Annotated in this window: 19 protein-coding genes; 6 read left to right on the top strand and 13 right to left on the bottom strand. The window is 60.4% G+C overall.

Annotation, left to right across the window (positions count from 1 at the left end; genetic code table 11):
• Positions 1-145: 145 nt before the first annotated feature.
• Positions 146-751 carry a helix-turn-helix domain-containing protein gene (locus tag AXW67_RS23205; protein ID WP_063679707.1) on the bottom strand — a complete coding sequence of 202 codons (606 nt, stop codon included), beginning with the start codon at positions 749-751 and terminating at the stop codon, positions 146-148.
• A gap of 56 nt (positions 752-807) precedes the next feature.
• Here AXW67_RS23205 and AXW67_RS23200 point away from each other — a divergent pair, with 56 nt between their 5' ends.
• The 5 genes from AXW67_RS23200 (at position 808) to AXW67_RS23180 (ending at position 4,938) form a co-directional block, all read left to right on the top strand.
• Positions 808-1,137 (top strand): SDR family NAD(P)-dependent oxidoreductase, encoded by a 330-nt coding sequence (locus AXW67_RS23200; RefSeq protein WP_082908000.1) that lies wholly within the window; start codon positions 808-810, stop codon positions 1,135-1,137.
• Between the two features lie 483 nt (positions 1,138-1,620).
• Positions 1,621-1,980, top strand: coding sequence for a DUF2721 domain-containing protein (locus AXW67_RS23195; protein WP_245315687.1), 360 nt, complete (start codon positions 1,621-1,623; stop codon positions 1,978-1,980).
• A gap of 179 nt (positions 1,981-2,159) precedes the next feature.
• Positions 2,160-2,492: a hypothetical protein gene (locus tag AXW67_RS23190; RefSeq protein WP_063679706.1), complete on the top strand. Its 333-nt coding sequence runs from the start codon at positions 2,160-2,162 to the stop codon at positions 2,490-2,492.
• 397 nt (positions 2,493-2,889) lie between these two features.
• On the top strand, positions 2,890-3,981 hold the full coding sequence (locus AXW67_RS23185) for a SphA family protein (protein WP_082907999.1): 1,092 nt from the start codon (positions 2,890-2,892) through the stop codon (positions 3,979-3,981).
• 153 nt (positions 3,982-4,134) lie between these two features.
• Entirely contained in the window at positions 4,135-4,938 is an 804-nt protein-coding gene (locus tag AXW67_RS23180) for an LssY C-terminal domain-containing protein (protein WP_063679705.1), read from the top strand.
• Positions 4,939-4,960: 22 nt separating this feature from the next.
• Here AXW67_RS23180 and AXW67_RS23175 read toward each other — a convergent pair whose 3' ends face one another.
• From AXW67_RS23175 to AXW67_RS40735, 11 genes are all read right to left on the bottom strand, one after another.
• On the bottom strand, positions 4,961-7,414 hold the full coding sequence (locus tag AXW67_RS23175; RefSeq protein ID WP_430648728.1) for a tetratricopeptide repeat protein: 2,454 nt from the start codon (positions 7,412-7,414) through the stop codon (positions 4,961-4,963).
• A 93-nt stretch (positions 7,415-7,507) separates the two neighbouring features.
• Positions 7,508-7,885 carry a hypothetical protein gene (locus AXW67_RS23170; protein ID WP_063679704.1) on the bottom strand — a complete coding sequence of 126 codons (378 nt, stop codon included), beginning with the start codon at positions 7,883-7,885 and terminating at the stop codon, positions 7,508-7,510.
• A gap of 79 nt (positions 7,886-7,964) precedes the next feature.
• Entirely contained in the window at positions 7,965-9,653 is a 1,689-nt protein-coding gene (locus AXW67_RS23165) for an arylsulfatase (RefSeq protein WP_063679703.1), read from the bottom strand.
• A 176-nt stretch (positions 9,654-9,829) separates the two neighbouring features.
• A complete protein-coding gene (locus AXW67_RS23160; RefSeq protein ID WP_082907998.1) occupies positions 9,830-10,888 on the bottom strand; it encodes an HAD family hydrolase in 1,059 nt (352 codons plus the stop codon).
• 214 nt (positions 10,889-11,102) lie between these two features.
• Positions 11,103-11,615, bottom strand: a complete 513-nt coding sequence (locus tag AXW67_RS23155) for a DUF1269 domain-containing protein (RefSeq protein ID WP_063679702.1) — start codon at positions 11,613-11,615, stop codon at positions 11,103-11,105.
• 174 nt (positions 11,616-11,789) lie between these two features.
• The gene (locus tag AXW67_RS23150) at positions 11,790-12,218 is read right to left on the bottom strand and encodes a hypothetical protein (RefSeq protein WP_063679701.1); all 429 of its coding nucleotides are present in this window, start codon (positions 12,216-12,218) and stop codon (positions 11,790-11,792) included.
• A gap of 480 nt (positions 12,219-12,698) precedes the next feature.
• Positions 12,699-14,360, bottom strand: coding sequence for an arylsulfatase (locus AXW67_RS23145; protein ID WP_063679714.1), 1,662 nt, complete (start codon positions 14,358-14,360; stop codon positions 12,699-12,701).
• 2,126 nt (positions 14,361-16,486) lie between these two features.
• Positions 16,487-17,458 (bottom strand): helix-turn-helix domain-containing protein, encoded by a 972-nt coding sequence (locus tag AXW67_RS40740; RefSeq protein WP_082907995.1) that lies wholly within the window; start codon positions 17,456-17,458, stop codon positions 16,487-16,489.
• A gap of 538 nt (positions 17,459-17,996) precedes the next feature.
• Entirely contained in the window at positions 17,997-18,293 is a 297-nt protein-coding gene (locus AXW67_RS42100) for a hypothetical protein (RefSeq protein ID WP_145927803.1), read from the bottom strand.
• A 317-nt stretch (positions 18,294-18,610) separates the two neighbouring features.
• Positions 18,611-19,237, bottom strand: a complete 627-nt coding sequence (locus tag AXW67_RS23135) for a S1 family peptidase (protein ID WP_161491281.1) — start codon at positions 19,235-19,237, stop codon at positions 18,611-18,613.
• A gap of 596 nt (positions 19,238-19,833) precedes the next feature.
• Positions 19,834-20,841 (bottom strand): AraC family transcriptional regulator, encoded by a 1,008-nt coding sequence (locus tag AXW67_RS40735; protein ID WP_082907994.1) that lies wholly within the window; start codon positions 20,839-20,841, stop codon positions 19,834-19,836.
• 1,119 nt (positions 20,842-21,960) lie between these two features.
• Between AXW67_RS40735 and AXW67_RS43475 the strand changes: the two genes are divergently transcribed.
• Complete coding sequence (locus AXW67_RS43475) at positions 21,961-22,377, top strand: hypothetical protein (protein ID WP_063679695.1); 417 nt, start codon at positions 21,961-21,963, stop codon at positions 22,375-22,377.
• Between the two features lie 98 nt (positions 22,378-22,475).
• Here the strand turns inward: AXW67_RS43475 and AXW67_RS23110 are convergent, their stop codons facing one another.
• Positions 22,476-22,685: a cold-shock protein gene (locus tag AXW67_RS23110; protein ID WP_063679713.1), complete on the bottom strand. Its 210-nt coding sequence runs from the start codon at positions 22,683-22,685 to the stop codon at positions 22,476-22,478.
• Positions 22,686-23,902 lie beyond the last annotated feature (1,217 nt).

Genomic DNA, 23,902 nt, shown 5'->3' with positions numbered 1-23,902 from the left:
GGTCACGAAAGCTATTCGGGACACTATTGAGACCCGATGGCCTATTGAATTTACTTGAGTGTTTCGGCGAGCCGTGGCGCTACAGCGGCAGGGACTAGCCTTCGCGCGATAGCTGAGCTCGCAATGCAGCTTGCCCGAGAGCGATTCAGCCGGCGACCGCGCGGGTCTGGCCGGGCAGCAGGCGCTCGCGGAAGCGGCCGGGCGACAAGCCGACATTGCGGGAGAAGAACCGGTTGAAATAGGCCGGATCGGCATAGCCGAGCGCTGCACCGATCTCGTTCACGGTCATGTCGGAATAGAGCAGGTTGCGTTTGGCCTCCGTGAGCAGCCGGTCATTGATCAGCGCCAGCGACGACTTGCCCGTGGTAGCGCGGCAACAGGCATTGAGACGCGCCGCCGTCACGCCGAGCTTGCGCGCGTAGAAATCGAGCGGCGGGTGATTGCGATAGTGCCGCTCGACCAGCTCGCGAAAGCGCATCACCGTGTCGGCGTCGCGTGCGGTGGACACGGGGCGCGCGCGCTCCTGCTCGAGCAGCCGGCGCACCGTCACCGCGAGCAGTTGCAGATAGGCCTTGATGGCCGTGCGGCGGCCCGGGGCCGACCAGACGAATTCATGCTCGAGCGAGGCGAACAGGTCGACAAGGTCGATGTCACCGCCGATTTGCTGCGGGAGAAATCGGACCGGTATGCGAAAGCCCTCGACGAGATCGGCATCATTGTCGAGCGCGGATTGCAGGAAGGGCGGGGCCACGGTGATGAGGTAGCCGCGGCCCCCATTCCACGGCGAGCTGGTGGGCGATTGTCAACATGGCTTCGATCCTTGCTCATGTCGGCCAGGAAAACAGTAATGCCTATTCGGCGGCAAAGGCTGCGGTGGTCAATCTCACCCGATCGGTAGCGCTGACCTACGCGCGCCAGGGCATCCGGGCCAATTGTATCTCGCCGGGCTATGTCGACACACCGCTCCTGGCACAGCTCCCTGAAGCGACCCAACAAGCGATGCTGGCGCGCCAACCGATTGGGCGCCTCGGCCGCCCCGACGAGATCGCGCAGGTCGCAGCTTTTCTCACAAGCGAAAGAGCGTCATTCGTCACCGGTGCATGCATCAATGCCGACGGAGGCTATACGGCGATCTAGCTCGGCCGTTTGCGCCACAGTTGTGGCACAGAGTGAACGACGTTTGCTCCGTCTGGCTCTTGCTGGCCCAAATTGGCTCAAATTGGCCCATGATGGACTGGAGCGAGAGTCCCGGTTTTTCAACTGGTTAGAGGGTGGTCTGTGCACGACGTGTGCACCGGGAGATCAAGAAAAATCTCATGACAGCTAATGTGGGCTATGAGCAATGCTCGCTATCACAATTTGCTGCGGACAATCCTGCCGAACTTGCATAGCGCGGGCCACGTTCCCTATGCACGCTGGGCACGACCTCTCGCTACGATCGCCTGCCGCTGTGCGCAATATCGCCGTATGAAGCGCGGAGCACTGCTCGGTTCGAAGGACAGCATGCCAAATGCCCATTGAGACACCATCCGCCACGCAGCTCTCTCAGGTTATCTCCCAGGTGACGGCTCCTTTCTCCTCGGCGCGGTGGCAGCGTTCGTTTCGGTGCTGATCGGGAGAATGAACCGCACCGTCGACAGGTTACAAGCGTTGAGCTTGATAAGCGACGAGGACACCTCCCGAGCGTGGCTAAGGACCGAGGTGCCAAACCTGGAACGCCGGGCTGTACTTTTGAACAAGGCCATAGTGTTTTCCACGATTAGCGCGATGGTCACGTCGTTGCTGGTGATCGTGTCCTTCATCTGCGCGTTCTTTCAACTCCAACATGAGTATGGCGTTGCGGTCCTCTTTGTCATCGCCCTGAGCTTCTTCACTCTGTCGCTGGTGGACCTGGTGCGCGAGGCGCGTATCTCCTTGCATGATATCGGTCATTACAAACGAAGCCGGGATCACATCACGGGATCGACTGGTCGCGATTGACTGCCTTCCACACGCAGTGGGCCATTGAGGTGTCTGCTGCCGGAGTCGCATATCGTCAGATGAACCGGAAGCGTTAGGCTGGATTAGCTCCCTGCGAGTACCCGCCGAAACAATGAAAGGCGACCGAAAGAGGGCTTTCAGCCCGGTTTGACTAACTAATTTAACAACGGAGTGATGTCATGAAGCGTTTGTGGCTAGTTATTGCGATCCTGCCCGCGCTCGCCAGCGTGGGCGCGTCGGCACAATCGATCAATCTTACCGGCATCTATACGTGCGTTGACAGGTGCCGCGGAAGCCTGCCTGCCCATATCACGCAGAACGGAGCTGCACTCAACCTCCTGACCGAAGCAGGTGTCCCTGCACAGGCATGGCCGGACTGGTTTTCGCCGACGAGCCGGATCTGGATCGATGCCTTCAACGAAGGGGCGGTCTATTCCCCGGACGGCGTGGTCATTCAGTTCGACAATGGGACGATCTGGCAGCGAGGCTTGCCGCCGCTCCGACGCAGGTAGAATGCTGCGTCGGTCATCCGGCATCGGCCTAATCCGTGCATAGCGCGCGTCTCGTTCCCGGCAACACTGGGCGGAGTCCGATCTTCTTGAGCCGTGACCGTCTCGTTGCTGGGGGCGTTGCGCATTCCGAATTTGCTCAACTTTGAAAGGCGTCGCTGGCGGCGGCGCCTTTTGCTTGTCGCGAGCATGGTCGACGGTATGCAGAAACGGCAAAAACACCACGCTGCACACCGGGAAAATGTGGCATGGAAGGCACAGTCTCCCGCTAAAGATGCACAAGCTGGGAATGCGCCGATTCCGCATAGACGCGCTGTGGTAGCGTCTGCTTCGTTTTCCGGGTCCTCACACGGCCGGATTGTTCTTCGGTTGTGGAGGGCAGAAGAGTGGGGATCGGCAGATGCGGATAAAGGTCGGGACGTCGGTATCGACGGCTGGTTTTGTTTGGCGGTTGGGCGCGGCGGCAATTGCCGCCTTACTCGTGCTCCCCAATGATGCGGCGCGAGCCGACGAAGGCGGCGTCAGCTTTTGGATACCCGGATTCTTCGGCAGTCTCGCGGCTGTGCCCGCGCAGGCGCCGGGCTGGTCGATGACCTCGATATATTATCACACCTCGGTTTCCGCAGGCGCCGACGTCGCGCGGGCCCGCGAGATCACGCTCGGTCGTATCCCTGCGAATCTGACGGCCACCGTGAACGCGAACGTTAAGGCGAATGTGGATCTTGGCCTTGTGGCCGGGACCTACACCTTTGCAACGCCGGTGCTGGGTGGTCAGGCCTCTGCCAGCCTGCTGGGCGTCTACGGCTCCAACTCCACGTCGCTGGCGGGATCGCTCACGGGGGCATTGACGTTCCCGGGCGGCGCTACGGTCCCCTTCTCGCGCTTCGACACCATCGATAGCTCGCTCACGGCATTTGGCGATTTGCTGCCAATGTTCCAGATGAAGTGGAATGCCGGGGTCAACAACTACATGACCTACATCACCGGTGACATCCCGGTCGGGGCCTATCAGTCGGACCGTCTTGCAAATCTAGGGCTCGGGCATTGGGTAATCGACGCTGGTGGCGGCTACACCTATTTCGATCCAAAGACCGGGCATGAAGCTACGGCAGTGCTGGGTTTCTCATACAACTTCAAAAACCCCGCCACTCAATATCAGAGTGGTGTCGACATGCACCTCGACTGGGGCGCGTCGCAATTCCTGACCAAGCAATGGCAGGTCGGCCTCGTCGGCTACCTCTATCAGCAGATCGGCTGCGACAGCGGCTCCGGCGACCGCGTCGGCTGCTTCCAGTCGCGGGTGGTCGGCGTCGGCCCGCAAGTCGGCTACATTTTTCCGGTCGGCGACATGCAGGGATATCTGAACCTGAAGGCTTACGGCGAATTCGCCAATCAAAATCGGCCAGCGGGCTGGAATGTCTGGCTGACGTTCAATCTTTCGCCCGCGGCGCCAACGCCGCCGACGTCCACAAGGCCTAGGTTCACGAAATAGGAGCGCAGGTCCGAACGCGTCTCGTCGTAGCGAAGTAAGCTCACGCTTGAGCAAATTGATCCTGGTCGGAGCGAGCGAGTTCGGCCGGGTCTCACGGAGGAGGAAGGGCGCACTGCCGAACGACGCTATCGAAGTCGACGGCGGCGGTAACGCATGACGCAGATTGCAGGCAGGCGACGGTGGTGGGTCCTTCCGGTGGGCGTGCTCGTTACCTACCTGACGCTGGCCTATGTCATACTGCCCGCATTGTGGCACCATCACGAACGCGAACCGGGTCTCGCTTCCTTGCCCATGGTAACCCGTACCGCGAGCGGCATCCCGGGCGATGCGCTCAACGTCGGACTCGTCGGCAGCAAAGAAGATGTGGTGCGCGCTATGCATGCAGCCGGTTGGTTTCCTGCCGACCCAATCACGTTGCGCTCCAGCATCGAAATCGTCGGCAGCGTGGTGCTCGATCGGCCATACCATGATGCGCCTGTGAGCCCGCTTTACTATGATGGGAAAAAGGAAGAGCTCGCCTACGAGAAGCCGGATGGCAGGAGCGCTGATAGACGCCATCACGTTCGGCTTTGGATGGTCCTTGAAAAAGGAAGCGTTGGCCGTCCGGTCTGGCTGGGTTCAATCACGTTTGATCGTGGTGTCGGTCTCAGTCACGACACGGGTCAGGTGACCCATCACATCGCCCCCGACATCGATGCCGAACGTGACCTGCTGATGCGGGATTTGCGGGAGGCCGGCATGGTACAAGACTTCTTCCAGATATCCGGAACGGGCCCGACCTTGTTCGGCCGAAACGGCGAAGGCGATCCGTACTATACGGACGGAGAAATCCACGTCGCCACGCTGGTCGTCGATGGTGCCAGGCGAACAGAAGCGCCAGTGACGATGCCCCCACCGCCGCTGATAGCCCTGAAGGACCAGGTCTGGCACGGCATCCGCAACGCGCTCAGCCAATGATCGCCACGGTCTCCTCGGCCATTCACTTCAAGCGTGCGCGCAGATCATCGGTGAGGTGATTTAGTTCACGGTCATTCGGGAGGAGGCGAGAGAGCCGCTCAGCATATTCGAGGGCGGCACCGATGTTTCCGGAATCGCGGCTGAACGTGACAAGGGCGGACAGGCTGTCGCGATCGTCTGGATGCCGGACCAGGTTGGTCTTCAAGACTTCAATTGATTCACCGACGCGACCCGACGAATGCAGTGCCACGGCGTACACGTAGGCGTAGCGCGACCGGTCAGGTTCGAGTTCGCTTGCGGTCTGGAATTCGCTGAGCGCATCGTTCGGTCGCTTCTGCCTGATAAGGGTGAGCCCCAGAGCATGGTGCAAGCCGCCGTCTTGCCGTGAAGACGTGATCGCTGTTCTCAGGACACTTTCTCCTTCGCCATCCCGGCCGAGCTGCCGATAAAGGTCCGCCAGATTGATCGCCGCCGGCGTGTATTGGGGGCTGAGCCGCAGGGCTGCCTTGTATTCGCTCTCTGCATCGGTTGTCAGACCGCGACGCGCATAGAAGTTTCCAAGCGCCGAGCGGGCTTCGGGCCGGTCCGCGTTGAGGCGTTGTGCCGCGACGAATTCGGCCGACGCCCGCTCAAATGCCGCGCGGTCGGAGGCGGGCTGGCTGGCAGCGGGCACGGCGGCCAAAACGGATACCGCCCTGATACGAACGCCGCGGCTTGAATCGGAAAGAAGCGGCGAGACGAGCGGCCAGATCCGGTCGCCCGGGAGGCCGTCGAGCATGTCGAGCGCCGCGACCCGCACCATTGGATCGGGATCGGCCAATCCCTTGCGGGCGAGCTCAATATTCGCTGGTGAGACTCGCGAATGAAGCTCGCTGAGAGCGCTCGCCCGCGCGATTGCCGGCGCGGTGGGACTGGCCGCCACCACAGCCAGCAGCGCGGCCGCGTCGCTTCGGTCGGTCCAGGACGCCTGGAATGCCTCGGCGTAGTTCTGGAAACCTTTTCGGACAGGCCCGTGCCAGCGCTCGATCGTGTCGGCCGCCCATTGTGCGGATTTGTCGGTATGACAATTGTTGCAGGCATTTGGGGTGCCCAGCTTCGCGGAGAGATCCGGCCTGGGAATTCGAAGGCTGTGGTCGTGCCGCTTGTCGACCACCATGTAGGTGCTGACGGGCATATGGCATGACGCGCAGGTTACCGCCGGCGTTACGCCTTCGTGGCGATTATGTGAGGCAATTTCATATTTGTCGGAGGCGTGGCATTGCAGGCAAACGCCATTGCCTGGAGCGCGCAGCTTCGCGGCATGGGGTTCATGGCAATCGCTGCAGGTGACGCCGGCCGCGAACATCTTGCTCTGCTTGAACGGGCTGTAATTGTACACCTCGTCTCGCATCTGCCCGTCCGCATGATACAGGCCACGAGCAAGGAGGGAGACGACATGCGTGTCGGACAAGGGTTGTCCCGGCACCCAATCTTCCGAGAATTCGCCGCGTCGCGCGTGGCACAGCCCACAAGTCTCCACCTCTCTGCGTGTGACCGCAGCCGCGATGCTGCGTTGCGGGTTGCCGGTCTTCGGATCGGGGTGCCAAGTGACGCCGTCGCGCTCGTTCAAAAAGACCGCCAGTCCTTTGCGCGGGTCATCATCTTTTCCAAACCAGCTCCGCTGGTTGTGCGCCCAATCGACGTGGCGGGAGCCCTTGCCGTGGCACGCCTCGCAGCCGACGCTGATTTCCGTCCACGTCGTGTGGAAACGGTCATTGGCCGCCTCATAGTTCTTCTGCACGCCGGTTGAATGACACTCCGCGCACATGAAATTCCAGTTCTGATTGAGCCTGGTCCAATGCAGCACGTCGTCGTGCTTGATCTCTTCGTTGGGATAGAGATGAAACCAGTGTTGACCACCCTGGTTCTTCGGCCGGCTGTCCCAGGCGATTGAGAGCGCCTGCACGCGGCCATCCGGGAATTCGATCAGATATTGTTGGAGCGGATCAATGCCGAAGGTGTATTTCACCTCGAAGGTCGCAAGCTTGCCGTCGGGGCCGTCGGTCTCGACGAAGAACTTGTCGTCCCTTTTGAAAAATCGCGAATGAACGCCGAAATAGTCGAAGCTGGCATCGTCGAAATTGCCGAGCACGGAAGCGGCTGTCGCGTGTTGCATGGCATGCTTGTGCTGCGATTCCTTCCACAACGCGGTTTCGGCCTGGTGGCACCCGGCGCAGGCCTCGCTGCCGACAAAGGCCAGGGCAGGGGCCTCGCCGCCGCTGCGTAGAGCTTTGGGCAGGACAAATCCGCCGCCCAAGAACAACGGGACCAGGCCACCAACGGCGATCACGCCGACCGCTGCCAGTGACACGATTAGCAGCTTTGAACGGGAAGCGGCGCTCCGAGCGTTGTCCGTCTTGCCGAGGCCCGGCTTCGAAGTGACTCCGCGCCGGGAGTGCTTGTCAATCTTGCCGGTCGTGCCCTTGTTGCGCGCCACTGGCTCTGCCCCTTGGACCTGCGATCCTCAGAGCTTGATCAATAAGGGCCAATTCGGGCTATGCAGATTCGGCAACAAGCATAGTGATCGGCGCTAATTCTTGTTCCGGTTCTTGCTCGCGCCCCTTAAGGCTGGTGTTGGTGACAATGTCGCCGGGTCGTTCATCTGCATGCAGGTCAACAGGTCAACATAGCTGCCTGATCCCAAAAGCGTCGCTTCGGCTGCACAGCGGTCACGAACGGAAGCGGAATAGTTCGACCAGATGGCGGCAAGCTGCTGTTGCGCAGCATTCTCGTCGCGCATGCAATTCTCGACTGATTGAGGAAGATCGAGGTTCATGGCCTTGTCCGTGGCCGCCGTTTCCTTGCAGGTCCTTTCGACGTTGATAACGGGCACCACATCTCCGACGGGCATTACCAATGGACCGCCAAGTTGAGTAACCAGTGCGAGTGACAAGAACGCGCCGTTCATTGGAGGCTCCTTCCGACGATCTCGTTGTGGGTTGCGGGCGCTCTCCTGAGAGCGCCCGCGTGTTGAAAGGTCGGGCCGATCACTGCCCTTGATGAGCTTTGATGGCTTGCTCAACCTCTCTTTTTACGGCTTCAAGATTGAAGCTCGCCGGCGCTTGCATTGGGGGATACTCGATTGCCGTTTGCGCCAATCTGGCAACCTCCTGTTGAACAACCACGAACCGCCAGAATTCACGGCCCATGAAATCGTTCATATAGCCCCCGCCGGCGTTGTTCAGGCTTTCGCCGCGGGTTATCGGCGTCCGCTCAAACGGGTCCTGGCGGATGTTGATGACGGTCGGCATGTCGGTCGTGTCCTTTTCGCCCGGCCACCCGTACGGCTGCTGGAAGAACTGGAACTTGAAATTATCGTGACGGAGAGCACCAAGATGCGGGCCAGCGAAATAGAATATCTCGTGGCGAGCGGAGGGGCCCTTGCCCGTCAGCAGATCCATCTGATTGTAACCGTCGAGGTGATTTTTGTAAGTGCGGCCTTCCAGCGCCACACCCTTGAGAAGCTGCTCGGTAATGTTGGGATTTCCCGCCGCAGCGGTCAGTGTCGGGAACCAGTCGAGACCTGAGAAGATGCCGTTCTCGACGGAACCCGCCTTGATGCGGCCCGGCCACCGAATGATAGCGGGCACGCGGAAGCCGCCTTCATAGCTGGTCCCTTTGGTGGCCTTGAACGGAGTCATGCCACCATCCGGCCAAGTAAACACCTCGGCGCCATTGTCCGTCGTGAAGATGACGATGGTGTTGTTGGTCTCGCCGATGTCGTCGATATGCTTGAGCAGGGTGCCGACGCTGTCATCGAGCTGGGCCATGCCGGCTTCCTCGAGACCGTAGTTCGTCTCGGAGTTCTGCATCGCGCTGTACTTCTTCTGCAGGAACGTCCAGACGTGCATGCGCGTCGTGTTGTGCCAGACGAAGAAGGGTTTGCCGTCGCGCTTGGCCTTGTCCATGAAATCGCTGGAGGCCTTGGCCAACACTTCGTCGAAGGTGGTCATGTCGTACTTCGCCTTCAAGAACGGCATATCATGCATATTCGGCACGTTCGACATGTCCGGGAACGGCGGCAGCGGCCCCTCGTCGACGATCCGTTGCTTGCCGATCTTGCCCCAGCGCGGCATCTCGGTGGGGTCGTCCTTATCCGTTGCGTAGCTGTGGATCAGGCTGCGCGGGCCGTACTTGTTGTAGTAGTCCTGGTTGGCTGGGAACGAGTACCAGTACGGATCGGACATCGCGTCGAGGTGATAAAGGTATCCGAAGAATTCGTCGAAGCCATGCACCGTCGGCAGATATTTGTTGAGATCGCCGAGGTGGTTCTTGCCGAATTGTCCCGTTGCGTAACCGAGCGACCTGAGCGCGGTGGCAAGTGTGACGGCTTGGTCCGGTATGCCCACATCGGCGCCCGCCTGACCCACGGTCGTTAATCCGGTGCGGATCGGCAACTCGCCTGTGATGAAGTTGGCTCGCCCCGCCGTGCAGCTTGCCTCGGCGTAGTAGTCGGTGAACATCATGCCTTCGGACGCCAGCTTGTCGAGGTTTGGCGTCTTGCCGGACATCATTCCGCGGTGGTAAGCGCCGACGTTGAACCAGCCAACGTCGTCGCCCATGATCACAAGGATGTTGGGCGGCCGTTGCTGCTGCGCGGAGGCAGGCATGCACGCGAGTGTCGTGGCGGTACACAACACGACAAGAGCGCCCCAGATTGCTTTGAACAAGCTCATGGTTGCTTTCCTCGATGTCGGCTGCCGAAGCCCGGGCCGCAGCCTTCGCCCAACTCCATCCACCAACCGAGTTTGCACTGTGATCGATGGAGGATCACAGGTCGGCAATCGGTCGGACGCCTCGCTGGCGGGAGATTGGTCGAAACGCCCTGGGTGCGCTATGCACTTTCGGCAAGCTATTGGAACGCGAAGATGCGTTTCCAGTCATTCTTCATGCTGATCACGCTCCAGCCGTCCTTCTTCGCCTCGTCATAGAGCGCGGAGGTGAAAGTGCCGACCTTGCTGTCCGGCAGGCCTTGCGCCGGGCCGTAGGCGTACTCGCGGGCGTCGTCGTCATGCAGCACGAGCATCTTCAGCCGAGCGCCGGCGCCGGCACCGGTCCACTCCAGCATTTCTCGATCGCCGGTCGAGTTGCCGAATGCGGCATACGGCCGCCGGCCGACCATGAGGTGAATCCCTTCGGGCTTGCCGGCGTCGTTGTCGTTCAGGATGAGCTTCGGCTCCTTGGTCAGGAACGGCTTACCGTCGTTGCCATAGCCATATTTCGTTCCGCCGGCGCTGCCGATGACCTGCTCGGGTGGGATGCCATAGACTTGCTCGGCGTAGACGCGCACGAAGTCTTGCCCGCCGCCGGTCACGATATAGGTCTTGTAGCCGTTGTCGCGCAGGAATCGCAGGACTTCGAGCATCGGCTGATAGACGAGCTCCGTATACGGGCGTTTCCAGCGCGGATGCCGGGCGGTCTCGAGCCACTGCTTCGCTTCGGCGTCGAACTCGTCCACCGACATGCCGGTCAGCGTCGCCGCGAGGATCTCCTCAAGATCCCGCATTGAAAGCTTGGCGATCGCTTCCCGGTCGCCCGAGAGCACGGTCTTGAACGGTTCGACGTCCTTGAGCGCCGGCTTGCCCGCCGTCACTGCCGGGACACGCTCCAGGCAGTACATCACCTGCGTGTACATCGGATGCTCGACCCAGAGCGTGCCGTCCTGGTCAAAGACGGCAATCCGATCCTCGGGCGGCACGTGGTTCGGGCTCGCGGTGTCGGTTGTGGCGCGCACGAAGTCGAGGATCGCCTGCTTCGGGGCGCCGTCGTTCCACGAAGGCAATGGGTTTCCCGATGGTGTTGTTTGCGCCGATGCCTTGACCGTCAGGAGCGGTCCGGACAAGGCAGGCAACAGCGCCAAGGTCGAAATCAGGACGCGACGGTTCGTGCGATGGTTCAGGAGAGAATGCATGGTCGCCTCCTAGTTCGTGGACGGCGGAAGCCTCAGCTTCTCCATCGCCTGTTCGACCGAGAAACTGCCGGGCCGCTGGCGTGGCTGGAATTCGCGGAAGCTCGCGATGTGCTGCGCGACGATCGCTTGCGCCGGCACCAGTAGGAATGCGTGATCGATCCGCGCTATTTCAGCCGCAGGGCGGGTAGGGTAGGTAGCCGCATGCAGATGCAACTCAGGGAGACGGAGCACGTGCGGCCGCCTGGACGCCGGCCAGAGCCGCCTGCAGCGCTGCTTCCTTGGTGTGATCGAGCGAAGTCTTCAACACTGTACCGCCTTCACCCTTGAGGCCTTCAAGCACCTTGTCTGCAGTGACCCTCCGCACCAGCACGAAGAGCGCTGCTGTCCCGGGCTGGATGGCGGCCGCCGTATCCTTCATGAATTTGTCGTTGATGCCAACATCGGTCAAAGCGCCGCCGACAGCGCCGGAGGCTGCGCCCAGCGCAGCACCGGCGAGTGGCATCAAGAAGATCAGGCCAATCAGCGTTCCCCAAAAGGCACCACCGACGGCCCCCGCGGCGGTCGTGTTCATCATCTGGTTTAGCTTGATATTGCCCTTGTCGTCCTTCACGGCGACCACTGCATCACCTAGTTCGAGCAAGTACTCCTTCTGCATGGCCAGCAGTTTCTGTCGGACTTCCTCTGCCTTCGCTTCAGTTGGGAATGCGATTACGACGAGATCACTCATTGCGATCCTCCTCTAGGGTTTGTTTCCTCGCGGGATGGCTGCGGGTCTCCTCACTCCTGAGCATACCGGAGAGGGCGCGTGCACAACTATGCTAGTTCGGCAAATGCGAGATTGTTCCCGTTAGCCGCACGAGGACCCGTGCTGTCCGCGTTGGTTCTCGGACTTGCAACCAAGTCAGCACGGGCGATACATCGTCTGCAGTTGCTTGCCGCGGAGGAAGATTGTCCGCGGAGTTAACCCGCCGTGGCGAGCGATCCAGCGCCGCACCTGCACGGGATACATCGCATAGAGCGCCCGGGTTGCCTCAAGGTTCGTGACGGTGCGTCGGTGTGCGCCGAACTGCCAGGCCGCGTGGAAGGCGAGGTTGGCCCTCGAGGTTACGCAAATCTTGTCGTACGGGATCGCCGCCAGCACGATGGTGCACGCCGACGCGCAAAGGCCGTCGATCATCACCCTTTGGCCGGAAGCACCCAGCTCCTCATAATTGTCCAGGTAGCTATCGATCGGTCCTCCCCGGTCATTTGCAATCCGAACCGCTGCCTGGCACGCTCCTATGCATACGAGCATGAGCGCTGCCGCGAACATTCCGCTCACAAGCTTCATGTCTTGCCGCCCCTAGGTGAATATGATGCGTATCAGGCGCTCCCTCGGGCTTGTTTCACCACCCCATCAGGTTGATCGCAGCCGTTCACCCAGGCAAAGCCGTCCCAGAATATGCACTGGTCATAGCCCGCCAATGGCCATGGCGCGGGTTCCCGCGAATCCGGCGCCTCTAAAACCGCCCCCGAAACCTCTTCCCGCAAATCCCCCGCCGTGAAATCCGCCGCCATGGAATCCACCGCCGCCGAAGCCTCCTCTCACTACGGCAGGATCTGGAGCCAGCGCCAGCACCGATGCGGTGATCGCAACACCGCCTAAGATCATCAATCTCTTGGTGCGCATTGCATGCCTCCTGTTGCCCAAGCGTACGGGGTCGGCTCGGTGGTCTGTCGAAAGAGATTGCACCGGAAGTCATCGCTTCGCCCGTCGTGGGCGGACGCCCCAGGAGCGTCCGCCCGATGACATCACGCCCGCTTCACGCAGCTAGTCGCTCGCTGAACGGGAATTGGCCTTCTTGACCTCTTCCAGGACTCCGCTGAGGTTGTAGCTTTCAGGCGCCTGCAGTGGCGGGTACTTCTCGTACGACGTCAGATGCTGCAACCAAAGCTGCTGGCCGATAGGCAGGAGGTTCCAGTCGTACAGAAAAGCAGTCGTCGGGCCGCCGAGCGCTCCTCCGATGCTCAGGGCGGTCTTCTGATCGATGCCGACCGCCTGCTCGAAGGGATCACGCTTGATGTTCTGGACGAGAGTGAAGTGGAACGGGACGAGCGGCAAAATCCAGCCGGCCGGCCCGGGCTGCGACATCGTGTAGTACATCTTCCAGTTCTTGTAGCGCACCGCTGACGGCGTCGCGCCCGAGAAATAGAAGAAGTGATCGCGGGCCGACTTTTCGGACTTGCCTTCGAGATAGTCGCGCTGGTCGAAGCCATCGAGAGTCGTCTTGACGATGCCGGGGTACTTCCCTGCCTCGATCTGCTGCTTCAACTCGTCGCCCTTGGGGCCGCCGGCGATATCGACGAGCGTGGGCATCCAGTCCAGCGCCGCGAACAGTTGGTTCTTGACCGTGCCCGGCTTGATATGACCTGGCCAGCGGATCACCAACGGTGCGCGGTAGCCGCCTTCCCAGGCTTCGCCCTTCTGGCCCTTGAACGGAGTCACGCCGCCGTCAGGGAATGTGATCGCCTCGGCGCCGTTGTCGGTGGTGAACACGACGATCGTATTTTCGGTCTGCCCCATGTCGTCAAGCTTCTTGAGGACGAGCCCGATGTTGTCGTCGAGTTGCTTCATGCCAGCTTCTTGGAGTCCCCAATCCTTCCCGCCCTGTTCGCCCATCATGGCCTCGTACTTCGGTGGCAACACGGTCGTGACGTGCATGCGCGCCGGGTTGTACCAGACGAAGAACGGTTTGTTGGTCTTCTTCGGGTCATTGCGATCAAGGAAGTCGATGACCTTGGTCGAGATCTCCTCGTCTACTGTCTTGGAGCGCTCCAGCGTCAGCGGTCCTTCGTCGCTGCACGTTTGGTTCTTGCCAGTACCGTCGGAGGACTTGCATGACAGCATATTGCGCGGGGGCGTCAAACAGACAGTGGTCTTGGGGTCCACCGCGCCAGGCACTTCCGGCACGCCGGGGATCGGCGTGTTCTTGCACGGCGGCGCAACAGTCTGCTGCAGCGGAGTCTTGTTGATGTCGGGAAAGCTCACCCCCTGCATGGCGTCGAGGTGATAGAGATAGCCCCAGTATTCCTGGAAGCCGTGCGCCGTCGGCAGGGCATCGGTGTGGTCACCAAGATGGTTCTTTCCGAACTCGCCGGTGTTGTACCCGAGATCGAGCAGGAACTGAGCGAGCGCCGGGGTGCCGGGCCTTAGGTAAGACGGGCTTCCCGGAAGCTGTGGCGGGATCATGCCCGTGCGTAGCGGATACATGCCGGTGAAGAACGCGTTGCGGCCGGAGGTGCAGCTCTGCATGGCGACGTAGTCCATGAAGATCGCGCCATCGTTGCCAATACGATCGATGTTCGGCGTTTCGCCGACCATCAGCCCGCGGTGATAGATGCTTGGTTGCATCCATCCGATGTCGTCACCCATGATGAAGAGAATGTTGGGTTTCTGTTGCTGCTGTGCGATTGCTTGCGGGCTCGCCATCATTGTCGCGGCAAGCAGCGTGAGCCCGCAGGTCCAAGTACTCCTTATGCTCATGATCTGTTTCCTCCAGATGGTCAGTGGCTTGCAATACCCAACCCCTCGCATCGCCGCACCGAGCGAACGCATCCGAGGCGCCTTCCAAGGAGCCTCCGGCAAAATGTCGCATCCGACTATGCGCTTTCGGCTAATCGCAGCCTGTTGAAATAAATGCGATCGAGATCGCGGCTATGTACGTTTCGGCCGTCCATGTGACTGCTTAGCTGGGAAGCAGCCGCTCACTGCCTACGATGTCAGAGTTGGGGCCAAGAGCAGTCGTTTGGTGTGCCCCTCTGACCATGCGCAGGTCCCTTGAAAAATTCCGAATCTGCATAGCCAGCGACGCTAGCCAGATTTACTTGGTACGCTTCTCCGCAGACTAGTGGCCCAATCAGGCGTCATCTTAAGCTGTCAGTACTGAGTCCAGAGCTAACTGAAGGGAGTTACCTATGACTTGGAAGATCTTGTCAGGCACTTTGCTGTCGGCCGCTCTCCTGACTTTGACCTCGCCAATCACGGCCCAGGAGACAGACAAAGAAACAAACGCCCGAGCGGCGTGCTTCAAAGAAGCTCATGCGGCGGCCGCCAGGCAGGGCCAAGCCTCTACCCTTCCGCAGGGGGATGCTGGGCAATATGCATATGATACCTACGTCTCATGCTGTAAGAGAGTGGGTATCAGGCCCTAAGCCGATGGCATCTTGCGCCTGATGGTCGCTAGCGTCTCACACCGAAGAATCAAGCAGCGCTTTCGCTTCCGGAAGCGCTGCGAGCAGCGTCGGCGAGGATACCATCCCTTAGCGATGACCAAGATGATCTCGCTTATTTTAGATTCGGTATCAATCGTGCCCACAATGCGTTACTCCGGCGCACACGACCGAAGATGACGAATGCGACGGCGGCAGATCCCGATGGTACGTGCCGCCGTCTGAAGCGCACTGCGCGCGTTATGGGCAGACCCAAGCGCTGTAGGCGTTACGATAGCAGCCGTTGTTGTAGCCGTAGGCTCCGTAATATCCGGTCGCCGCCGCACCCACCGCGGCCGCCCCAACCGCTGCGCCAACCGCCGCTCCCCGATAGGGATATCCTCCGCGCCAAGCGACGCCACGATAAGCCGCTCCACGATAAGCCGCCCCGCGATAGGCGCCGCCGCGATAAGCCACGCCCCGCCCCGCTACAGCGCCCCCTCGGAAATGTGCCGCGCCGCCATGAAACCCTCCAGCATGGAAACCGCCACCGCGGAAACCACCACGGGCGAGCGCGTCGTCGGGGACTAAGGTTGCGCCTACAAGGACGGTGGCTGCAAAGCCAATCAAAGCCTTACGCAACATGGTCATTCTCCTTTCCTAAAACTGCGCGCCTGGAATAGCGGCCCTGTACATGGGCATGGGTCGCCGCGCGTTGGACCTTGGCCAATCATGCCGACCTGGAATGGCTGACCGCACGGCCAGCCGTGCGCCCCGCTCTAATTTGTATGTCGATTCCACTCTTTTGGTTTCGCGCGAGGAAACAGAACCGTAGTCCGACATTGTCGGCGGCCGCAGCGTAGTTGGCTATGCGCTTCCGGCAGAATTCGCGGATGCTCTCTTCAACGAACTTCTGCGCAAGGATTCGCGCGGCTTCCTCACGAATCCGCCCTTGCTGCGGTCTCGGCGCGGACGTGGCGCGCGGTGCCTTGAGAATTGGAACGGAACAGTACGAGCAAGGGGCTACAGATTTCACGACCGTGCTGACCGCCGAGCAGAATCTGTTTCAGGCGGAAAGCAACGTGGCGACAGCCTTGCCAATGTCGCACTCGGTGCAACCGCTATCTACCGCGCGCTCGGGGGCGGATGGCAGATACGGGAGGACAGCTATTTCGTGACCGCTGCGACGCGCGACCAAATGCGAGCACGGACCAATTGGGGAGGGCTGTTGCCGCCGGCCGGCCAACCCCAACCGCCGGCCCCGGGTCTTCCTTCGCCCGCAGATATTGGACCGACAGTCCGGCCGCCGGAGTGGTGAATGCGTCAGACCCATGCGGCCGCATGACGTTTCAATCAGGATCGGTTGCGAGGAACCCACGCGACCCGCGCATGCGAAGCGGGCAGGATGGGCTATGCGCCTTCGTCTGGTGGCGCTTGCGTCTGCGGAGCACGTTGCAGCGTGGTCGAAGGCGATTCGCCGAAGGTGGTGCGATACGTCACCGAAAAACGGCCAAGCTCCAGGAACTGATGATTTCGGGCCACTTCCGCGACGCTCGATTTTGAAGGATCGGCGCGCCGCAGCGCGGCGCGAGCCTTGTTCAAGCGCTGCAACAAAAGATATCGTGTGGGGCTTACGCCAAGGATCTCGGTGCAACACATCCGCAACGTTCGCTCGGCCACGCCGATCTCCGCACAAAGCGTTGGCATGTTGAGCTTCTGATCAATCCGCTTGCTCAGTGCTTCTTCGAAGCGAACCATGACGGCGGCGTGATGATGTCTTCCCCTGGGATGGTCGTCAGCCTCGTTGGCGGCCAGGCAATGGATGATGGCGTGAAGCATTTCCTGCTCCAGCGCTCTTGCGATCTCGGGGCGCTCGATCAAGTCCTTTCGGCTTTCCGCGAGATGGCAGGCTTGCCTGAACAGGCTCTGGAATCTTGACGCTAGCGCGCGCGAAGGACGGAATTTCCTATTGGCGGGTGGTGATGCGATCAGCCGTCCGGTCAATGCCTTGCCGCCATCGGCGAGTTGCTCGGGCGGTAACGACAGTAACCCCCACTGGCACTCACCGTTAGAGCGTTGATGCACGCGCTCGCCGCCGCTGTGAAGGACCATGTCGCCGTTTTGCAAGGCCAATCCGCCGCATCCGATAGATGCAGTGGCGACTGGAAACGACAGGAAGGTCCGTTCGCGGAGCAGCGAAATATAGGCAATGCGGGGGAGGCTCTCGTAACACCGATAAATTTCCAGATGATTCAGTTTCAACCGTGTCAGCCGGGCCCTGAAGTCTCCGGCGCCCGCAATCGTGAGGTTGACGCGTACGTCGCCAAACGCGGCTGCGTAACCATCCGGATCGCCAAATGTGCGTGTACCGCCTTCTGCCATATCCCATGCCCCGTCGGACCGGCGGAACAGTTCTTGCGACCGATTGAAGCTTCTTGGGTCGCACCAAGGGAGCCAGCATTAGGCAATTGACGCTCTTCGACTATGCGCCTTCGGAACTTGGAAGGTGCATTGCGGAGTCCGACGACTATGTAAGTTCGGCAGGCGGGAAGGGCTCTTGACCAGGCGCCGCGATTAATTGAAAGGCCGCCCTAAGGGGGCGGTTTTTCAGATAGCAGCCGAATGTCTATGGCCGTATCCCCATTTTGCGGCAACAGTCACGATAGGCGTCTATTCCAAGAGCCTGCCTGTCGGCAGTCGCACCGGAAAAGCCGGCCGACACGCCGTTTGCTGCGGCATTGGCCCGCCTGAAACATTCGGCAGTGCGGCCCTGACATCCGTCTTTTTTGCCGTTCGCGCCTGCAGCGAGGTTGCGGAGCGGGGGGCGGCTATGCACTTACGGCAAGGATCCCCCAACTGAAACAGGCGGTTGGGAGCACAAAATCCGCTCTCCGTATAGGAGGCTTTCACCTGGTAACGATTAGAACTGGCCGGGTTGAGCAGGCGGAGCGGGATAATCTGATCGCAAGTTATTCGGGTTATTGCGATCGAACAAATCTTGCCAAAGGACACAGCCGCACCTGCCGCCATCAACTGGTGGCGGAATTTTCCGCAGGTCCCGAACGACGGAAAGTGAGGAAACTGTTTCTGGCTTGGCTACTCTGCTTGTCTTCGGCAGCGAGACATGGCGTGGAGGAGTTGTCTGTGCCGATGCTAGACTTGTCATCCCTAACACGGGAGCGGTGATGGCGAGCATGCGCAGCAGATTGAAGAGCATGACGTCCCTCCGGCATAGTCGGTTGACGGCCTTGTGGTGTGCCTGAAGAAGATACGCAATCTCATCAGGCCGCCGAGCCCGCCGATAGCAGGCCATGGCAGGTTAGCGCCGACTTCGCGCGGTTGACTATGCAGGTTCGGAATCGAGCCAGGAGCGGTCTGCCAGTCTGAGCGCAGGCTCAGCTCCATGAGGTCGGCAATAGACAGCCCATGTTTCCTGCTTTTTCACGCGATCACCCCTGTTGCGGAGCTCGCGCGGGCGGCCGATGGACCTAGCTGGCCTCTACGTCTGGCCCAAGATAGTTGCGCACTTGAATCTCAGTTGGCCTGGGCAAATTCGTCCAGCACCTGGACCGGCACGGAGACGACGTTGGGCATTCCCCACGCTGTCGAGATCCGTATTTGATGGGACGCCCAGACGATACTCTGCGTGAACACGTTGCTGATGACTGCCGCGACTCGGCCGTCGCAATCGATCACTGGTGCTCCCGACGCGCCATGATCGATGACAAGGCGGTTCTCGCCTTCATAGAATTCCAGGAGTGCCATGCCGGCGAGCTTCCCATCGTCTCCGAAACGAACGAACCGTCCTCCCACTGGATGCAGGCTGCCGGCCGGATAGGCGAGCGTTATGACCTGTTCGTCCGGCACGAGCGGCTCTCTCCGGATGGCGACGCTCCGAGCGGCGGAAACGGCATGTTCGAGTTCGACGACGGCGAGCTTTTCCGCCCGGGCTCCCGCGAGACGCTGGATGCGCGCGGCGATGAAATGGCTGCTCTCTCCATCCGCGATCTCGAGCGACTTCCACTCCTCCGTCGAGAGTTTCATACCCGCCGTCACGTGCTCGGCGGTGACGATCGTCGTTGGGGACAGGAACCAACCGGTGCCTCGCACGCCGATGAGGTTCGGAAGCGCATCGCGGTCGGCGTCATCGAAATGGCGCATGATGCCGACGGTCGAGTGCGCGAGCTGTGCGGGATCGATACAAGCTGCACCAGCATGCTGGGTGGTCGCAAACAGAAGGAAGGAACCGAGCAGCAGATGATCGGCACGTCCACGCATTTTTTGAGTCCCTGTATCCAGTCACAGTGAATGAGCGTCTCTGCGACTGCGCAACAGAGCGGACCGACTTATCCGGAGCTTTTTCCAACGCGCGCAAATTTTCGCGGCCGGTGTCGCGCCTATGTTACAGGCGTCCAGACTCTGCCGTGTCAGCAGCCGGCCGGCACAACCTATTTCGGTTTGCGATCTGCCCGAGTAACGCCAGGGACGTCACGGCGTTCCTAAATTGATCGTGCGCTATTCGGGATTGGTGATTTTGAAGCCGGTCGTCGCCTACCGCAGGAGGTTCAAGTAGAGCAGGAGGTGCCGATAAAGACGCACTTAGGTGTAACCGGTGGCGAGGGGTGAGAGATAGCTGGGCCGCATTTCAGCCTGATGGGTGGGCTGTCGCAATGTCTCAGATGGCGACACTCCAAGGAGGGGTAGGCATCGGCAAACTGCCCAAGCTCCCATACGGGGCTTGCTTGCGTCCCTTGAACTCAGGCGTATCCAGGTTCGGTGACAACAAGGGACGATGGCCGATTGAGGTGGATGGCAATCCTCTCCGCAGGGCGCCTCAACGTCTCGGATGGCGATTCACCGAACAGCGCGCGATAGGCGACCGAAAAGCGGCCAAGCTCCCAAAAACCATGATCGGCGACAATGCGCGTGACGGTTGACTTCAACGGATCCGCCCGCAGCAACGCGTGACGCGCGAGGTGCATCCGGCGCAGGGTGAGAAAACGGATCGGCCCCATGCCCAGATGCTCTTCGCAGGAGGCGCGAAGCGTTCGCTCCGCGACACCTATGGCGCCGCAGATTTCGGTGAGATAAAGCGGCCGGTCGGAATTTGCCGCCAAAAAATCCTCGAAACGAGCGACGATCGCATCGTGGTGACGGTCACCCGTTTTGGGTTCTACGCCGACGCCGTCGGCGAGACATCGGATCATGACATGGATGAGTTCGCTCTCCAGTGCGCGAAGCACCTCCGGGATTTGCAGCACATCTGGAGTGTCATGGGCGAGCTGTCCGATCGCTCTGTGCAGCTTCAACAGCCGCGACATCAATTGAGGGTGTGGATGAACAATACGCTGATCTGATTTTTCCACGAACTCGCAGCCGATGATCGCTCCGACTGCGTGATTCAGCTCATCGGTTGGTAGAGAGAGCGAACCGTAGTCGAAATCAGGGCCTGATCGCCGATGGACGACATCAGACTTGTTGACGATGATGTCGCCGGGCAAGACCTCCAATCCACAGTGCTGGAGGGGCGACGAATTAGATTCGGTCAGAAAACCGATCGACCGCCGCTCGGGTCTGCACGCGACGGTGCAGACTGTTGGCGCGGATGCACGAAGATCTTGCACCCAGAGCCGGTTGGCACCGACCTGCGTGATCTCGACCTCAAAAGCATCCTTCGTTGTTGGCAGTATCTCGACGTCGGCAGCTAGGATCGCTGCCTGGCATAGCAACGGATCTGAAAACGCAAGAACTCTACTCCAGGGCATTTCGGCCCCCCGAGGCGCAAAAGTACGCTGTTACAGGTAACGGCTACGCAATCAGTTCGTTAGAATGAATTCGTCAGCTATTTCATGACGCGGCGCCCACCCTGAGCTAACGCCGCTCTTTAACATATGATCGTAGTACTCTAGCGCCACCACTACTCGTGATCAATGTGGCGTATGCGACACTATTGTGATGGGCACCTATCCGGGCATAAGGGCCGCAAACGGCACGCCATCCAGCCACGACGCGGTTGTTTGACATAGATCAACGCAAGGATTGTGACGTGGCAAATTGCGATCTTCGCGACACGGCGCCTGAAATCTTCACTCCTGGAACGCCAGAGCTTGTCACTCTGAGTAAACACCCCCCACTGATGATTTTCGGAAGACATTTGCTACACTTGATCAGGAGCCGCGCATGATCCTGCCTGCGTGCAGGTCTTCGATTGAAGCGGGCCGCGATCGCATTAAGGCGGCAGCATCTCTCATATCCGCTGTGGAGGCTTCCCTTCCTGCCGACGAGTGCAAAGTGAAGAGTCCGAGCGAGGCAGTACCGATCCCGGCCCGCGTCAGCCCGACGGCCACTGGCGTCGGGCACGCCGACGTGGCCGCTGTCCGACGATCAAAACCGCGAAGACGGCGATCCCCACGACATCAACTGCGAGTGCATAGCTCTCGTATGGCAACAGCCGTCCCCCTGTGCCGCCCAGCATCCGCAAGGTAGTCGACACCTCAATCACCGGTCGGTTCGATTGCCGACACTGGGCGGCCCATTTGGCCCTCGCAGGCCCGTGCGCTGGCGCGTGTCGGCAAGCTCCTGATCGTCGCCCCCACTGACCTGAAGACTGCCAAGCCCCGCGGGGCTTTCGTTGCCTTGCGCCTGTACCGATAACGTGCACAAGTCATTGATCTTTAATAATTATTGCAGGTAGTTATTTTGGAAAACAGGAAATTCGCAGTATCTTCCGAACCCCATGTCGAACAGTATTGCGAACCCTGCATCTTACGCGCCTCCGGCCCCCCGCAGCCGCGGTTGGCGCCGCTATCGAGAATTGCGGGCGCAGGATGAGGCGGCCAAGATCGAGATCATCCGGGGCCTGCTCGATGGGTCGGGCGCCAACCATGGCCGACAAAATCGCCGCCGAGCAGATCGCCGCGTTGACCATCTGGGCGCGAGTGCTCCAACGGCGCGGCCGGCCTGAAGCCGCCGCCGAGGTCCGACCGGCAGGTTACGCAAGGGACGCGAGCGACCGGCCTGCGGCCGGCCCCGACCGAAGCGACGAAGCAGACTGGATCGTCGCTGCAGGACATCACCGCGAAGAGTCAGCTATGAACATCCTGCAGGCCTGCGCGATCAGGCGCTCTTTGCTTGCTGGTTCAAGGATCCGGCAAGCTGGGCAAACTGGTGCATCTTCCTGTCCGTGCTGTTCGGCCGGCGAGAGGGAGGTCTTCCGTCAATGCACTGGCCTCACGACATTCCCAGCCACCGGCTTTCGGGAGGTTGCGTCGGACGACGCGGCGGCAACCCACCTGAGTTGATGCCCGCCACCGTGAACCGGCGAGCCTCTTTCCTTTCGCGAAGAACGCACAAAAAAGCCCGCCATTCGTAGCGGCCTCTTTGTTTCGATCGCCCGCCGTCACGCGATATGGAGGTTCTCCGCTGAGGCCTTGCCGGAACGGCGGTCCGCCACGACCTCGAAGCTGACCTTCGCGCCTTCTGCGAGGCCGGTGTATCCAGCTTTTTCTACCGCAGAAATGTGGACGAACACGTCCTTGCTGCCATCGTCGGGCTGAATAAAGCCATAGCCCTTGGTTGCGTTAAACCACTTCACAGTACCCATAGCCACGTGCGCAATCTCCAAAACTGTTAGAAAGGGAGACAAAGCTAATCGGGTTTTTATGAAGCTTAAATGACAGCTTGAGGTAGCCCGATGAGGGGTCGCCGGTCCGAAGTCCCATGCCCCGCAGAGGCCGGAGGTGACAGCCAACCGCTGGGCAACCGAGATGGCGGCTTTCGCGTTGATGCAGGCGATGGCGCAGTCTTCAGCTTCAATCAGTCCGGCTGCCATGCGGTGCAAGAAGATTTCGACGATCCGGAGATGCGGTCTTGCATCAATGTATCCGGCCTCTGCTTGGAGCGCAGTGCTCCGGGGCATCTTGGATATCAGCGCGCGTCCGATCTCATTCTCGGACCTGGCAGCATGTCCGCCGCGCTTGGCCGCAGCCTGCTCGGATCGCGCCTGCGAGGTTATCTCCGGGTCAACCGCCTGGACGTTGGCGAGTTCGCAATTTCACCAAGGACCCGGTCCATAACCGTAATATGCAGGCGCATACCCGCCGTACCTCGGCACAGCGTAGGCGCCGCAGTTGTAGTATTCCCCGTACCCGGGTTCAGGGCAGCGATTGTATCCGTAGCCGGGCCATGGATAATACCCATGCATATCCACCGTAGTAGCCGTAGCCCGGACCCCGGGCATACGCTGACGACGCTACATCACGGCTCCCGCGATAAATCCGCCAGCGAGAGCGGGACCAAATCCGCCGCGCCAGCCTCCACCGCGCCAACCTACCTGTCGGAGAAGGTCGCTATAGCGGGCGCGATCCGCCGCGTGAACCAATGTGACGCGCTCCACCCCTGGCGTTAACCATACGGCGGTTTCTCGTACCTGACGGCGGACGCTTAATGCTCGTTTAACACTCTCGCACAAAAGATAACGATCAGCGCGGAGATCAATACGCAGAGAGAATACCGGCAGGAATTCATCCTCTAGGGTGATTGCTTGAGAACACCTCTCATCATCGCGCTGGCCGCGACCTTGGTCGGCTGTAGTCGTCAACCACCGCGCCAAGCGGCCATAGAATCGTGCACTGACAAACATGGCTTCGCCTGCTCCAATAGGACGGCTGCCGATCAGCCGATTAAACTCGCGTCATCCAAAGCCAATAGCCGAACAAAATCGGCCAAGTTTACAATTGCGGCAGCCTCCGAAAAGCAGCCGGCTCATCGTGGCCGTGACAGGGGGCCGGCACATCTCGCTACCAAGAAGGCGAAACCTACTGTCAC

Source organism: Bradyrhizobium neotropicale (assembly GCF_001641695.1).
GTDB classification, from domain to species: Bacteria; Pseudomonadota; Alphaproteobacteria; order Rhizobiales; family Xanthobacteraceae; genus Bradyrhizobium; species Bradyrhizobium neotropicale.
This window is presented reverse-complemented; position numbering and strand designations above follow the sequence as displayed.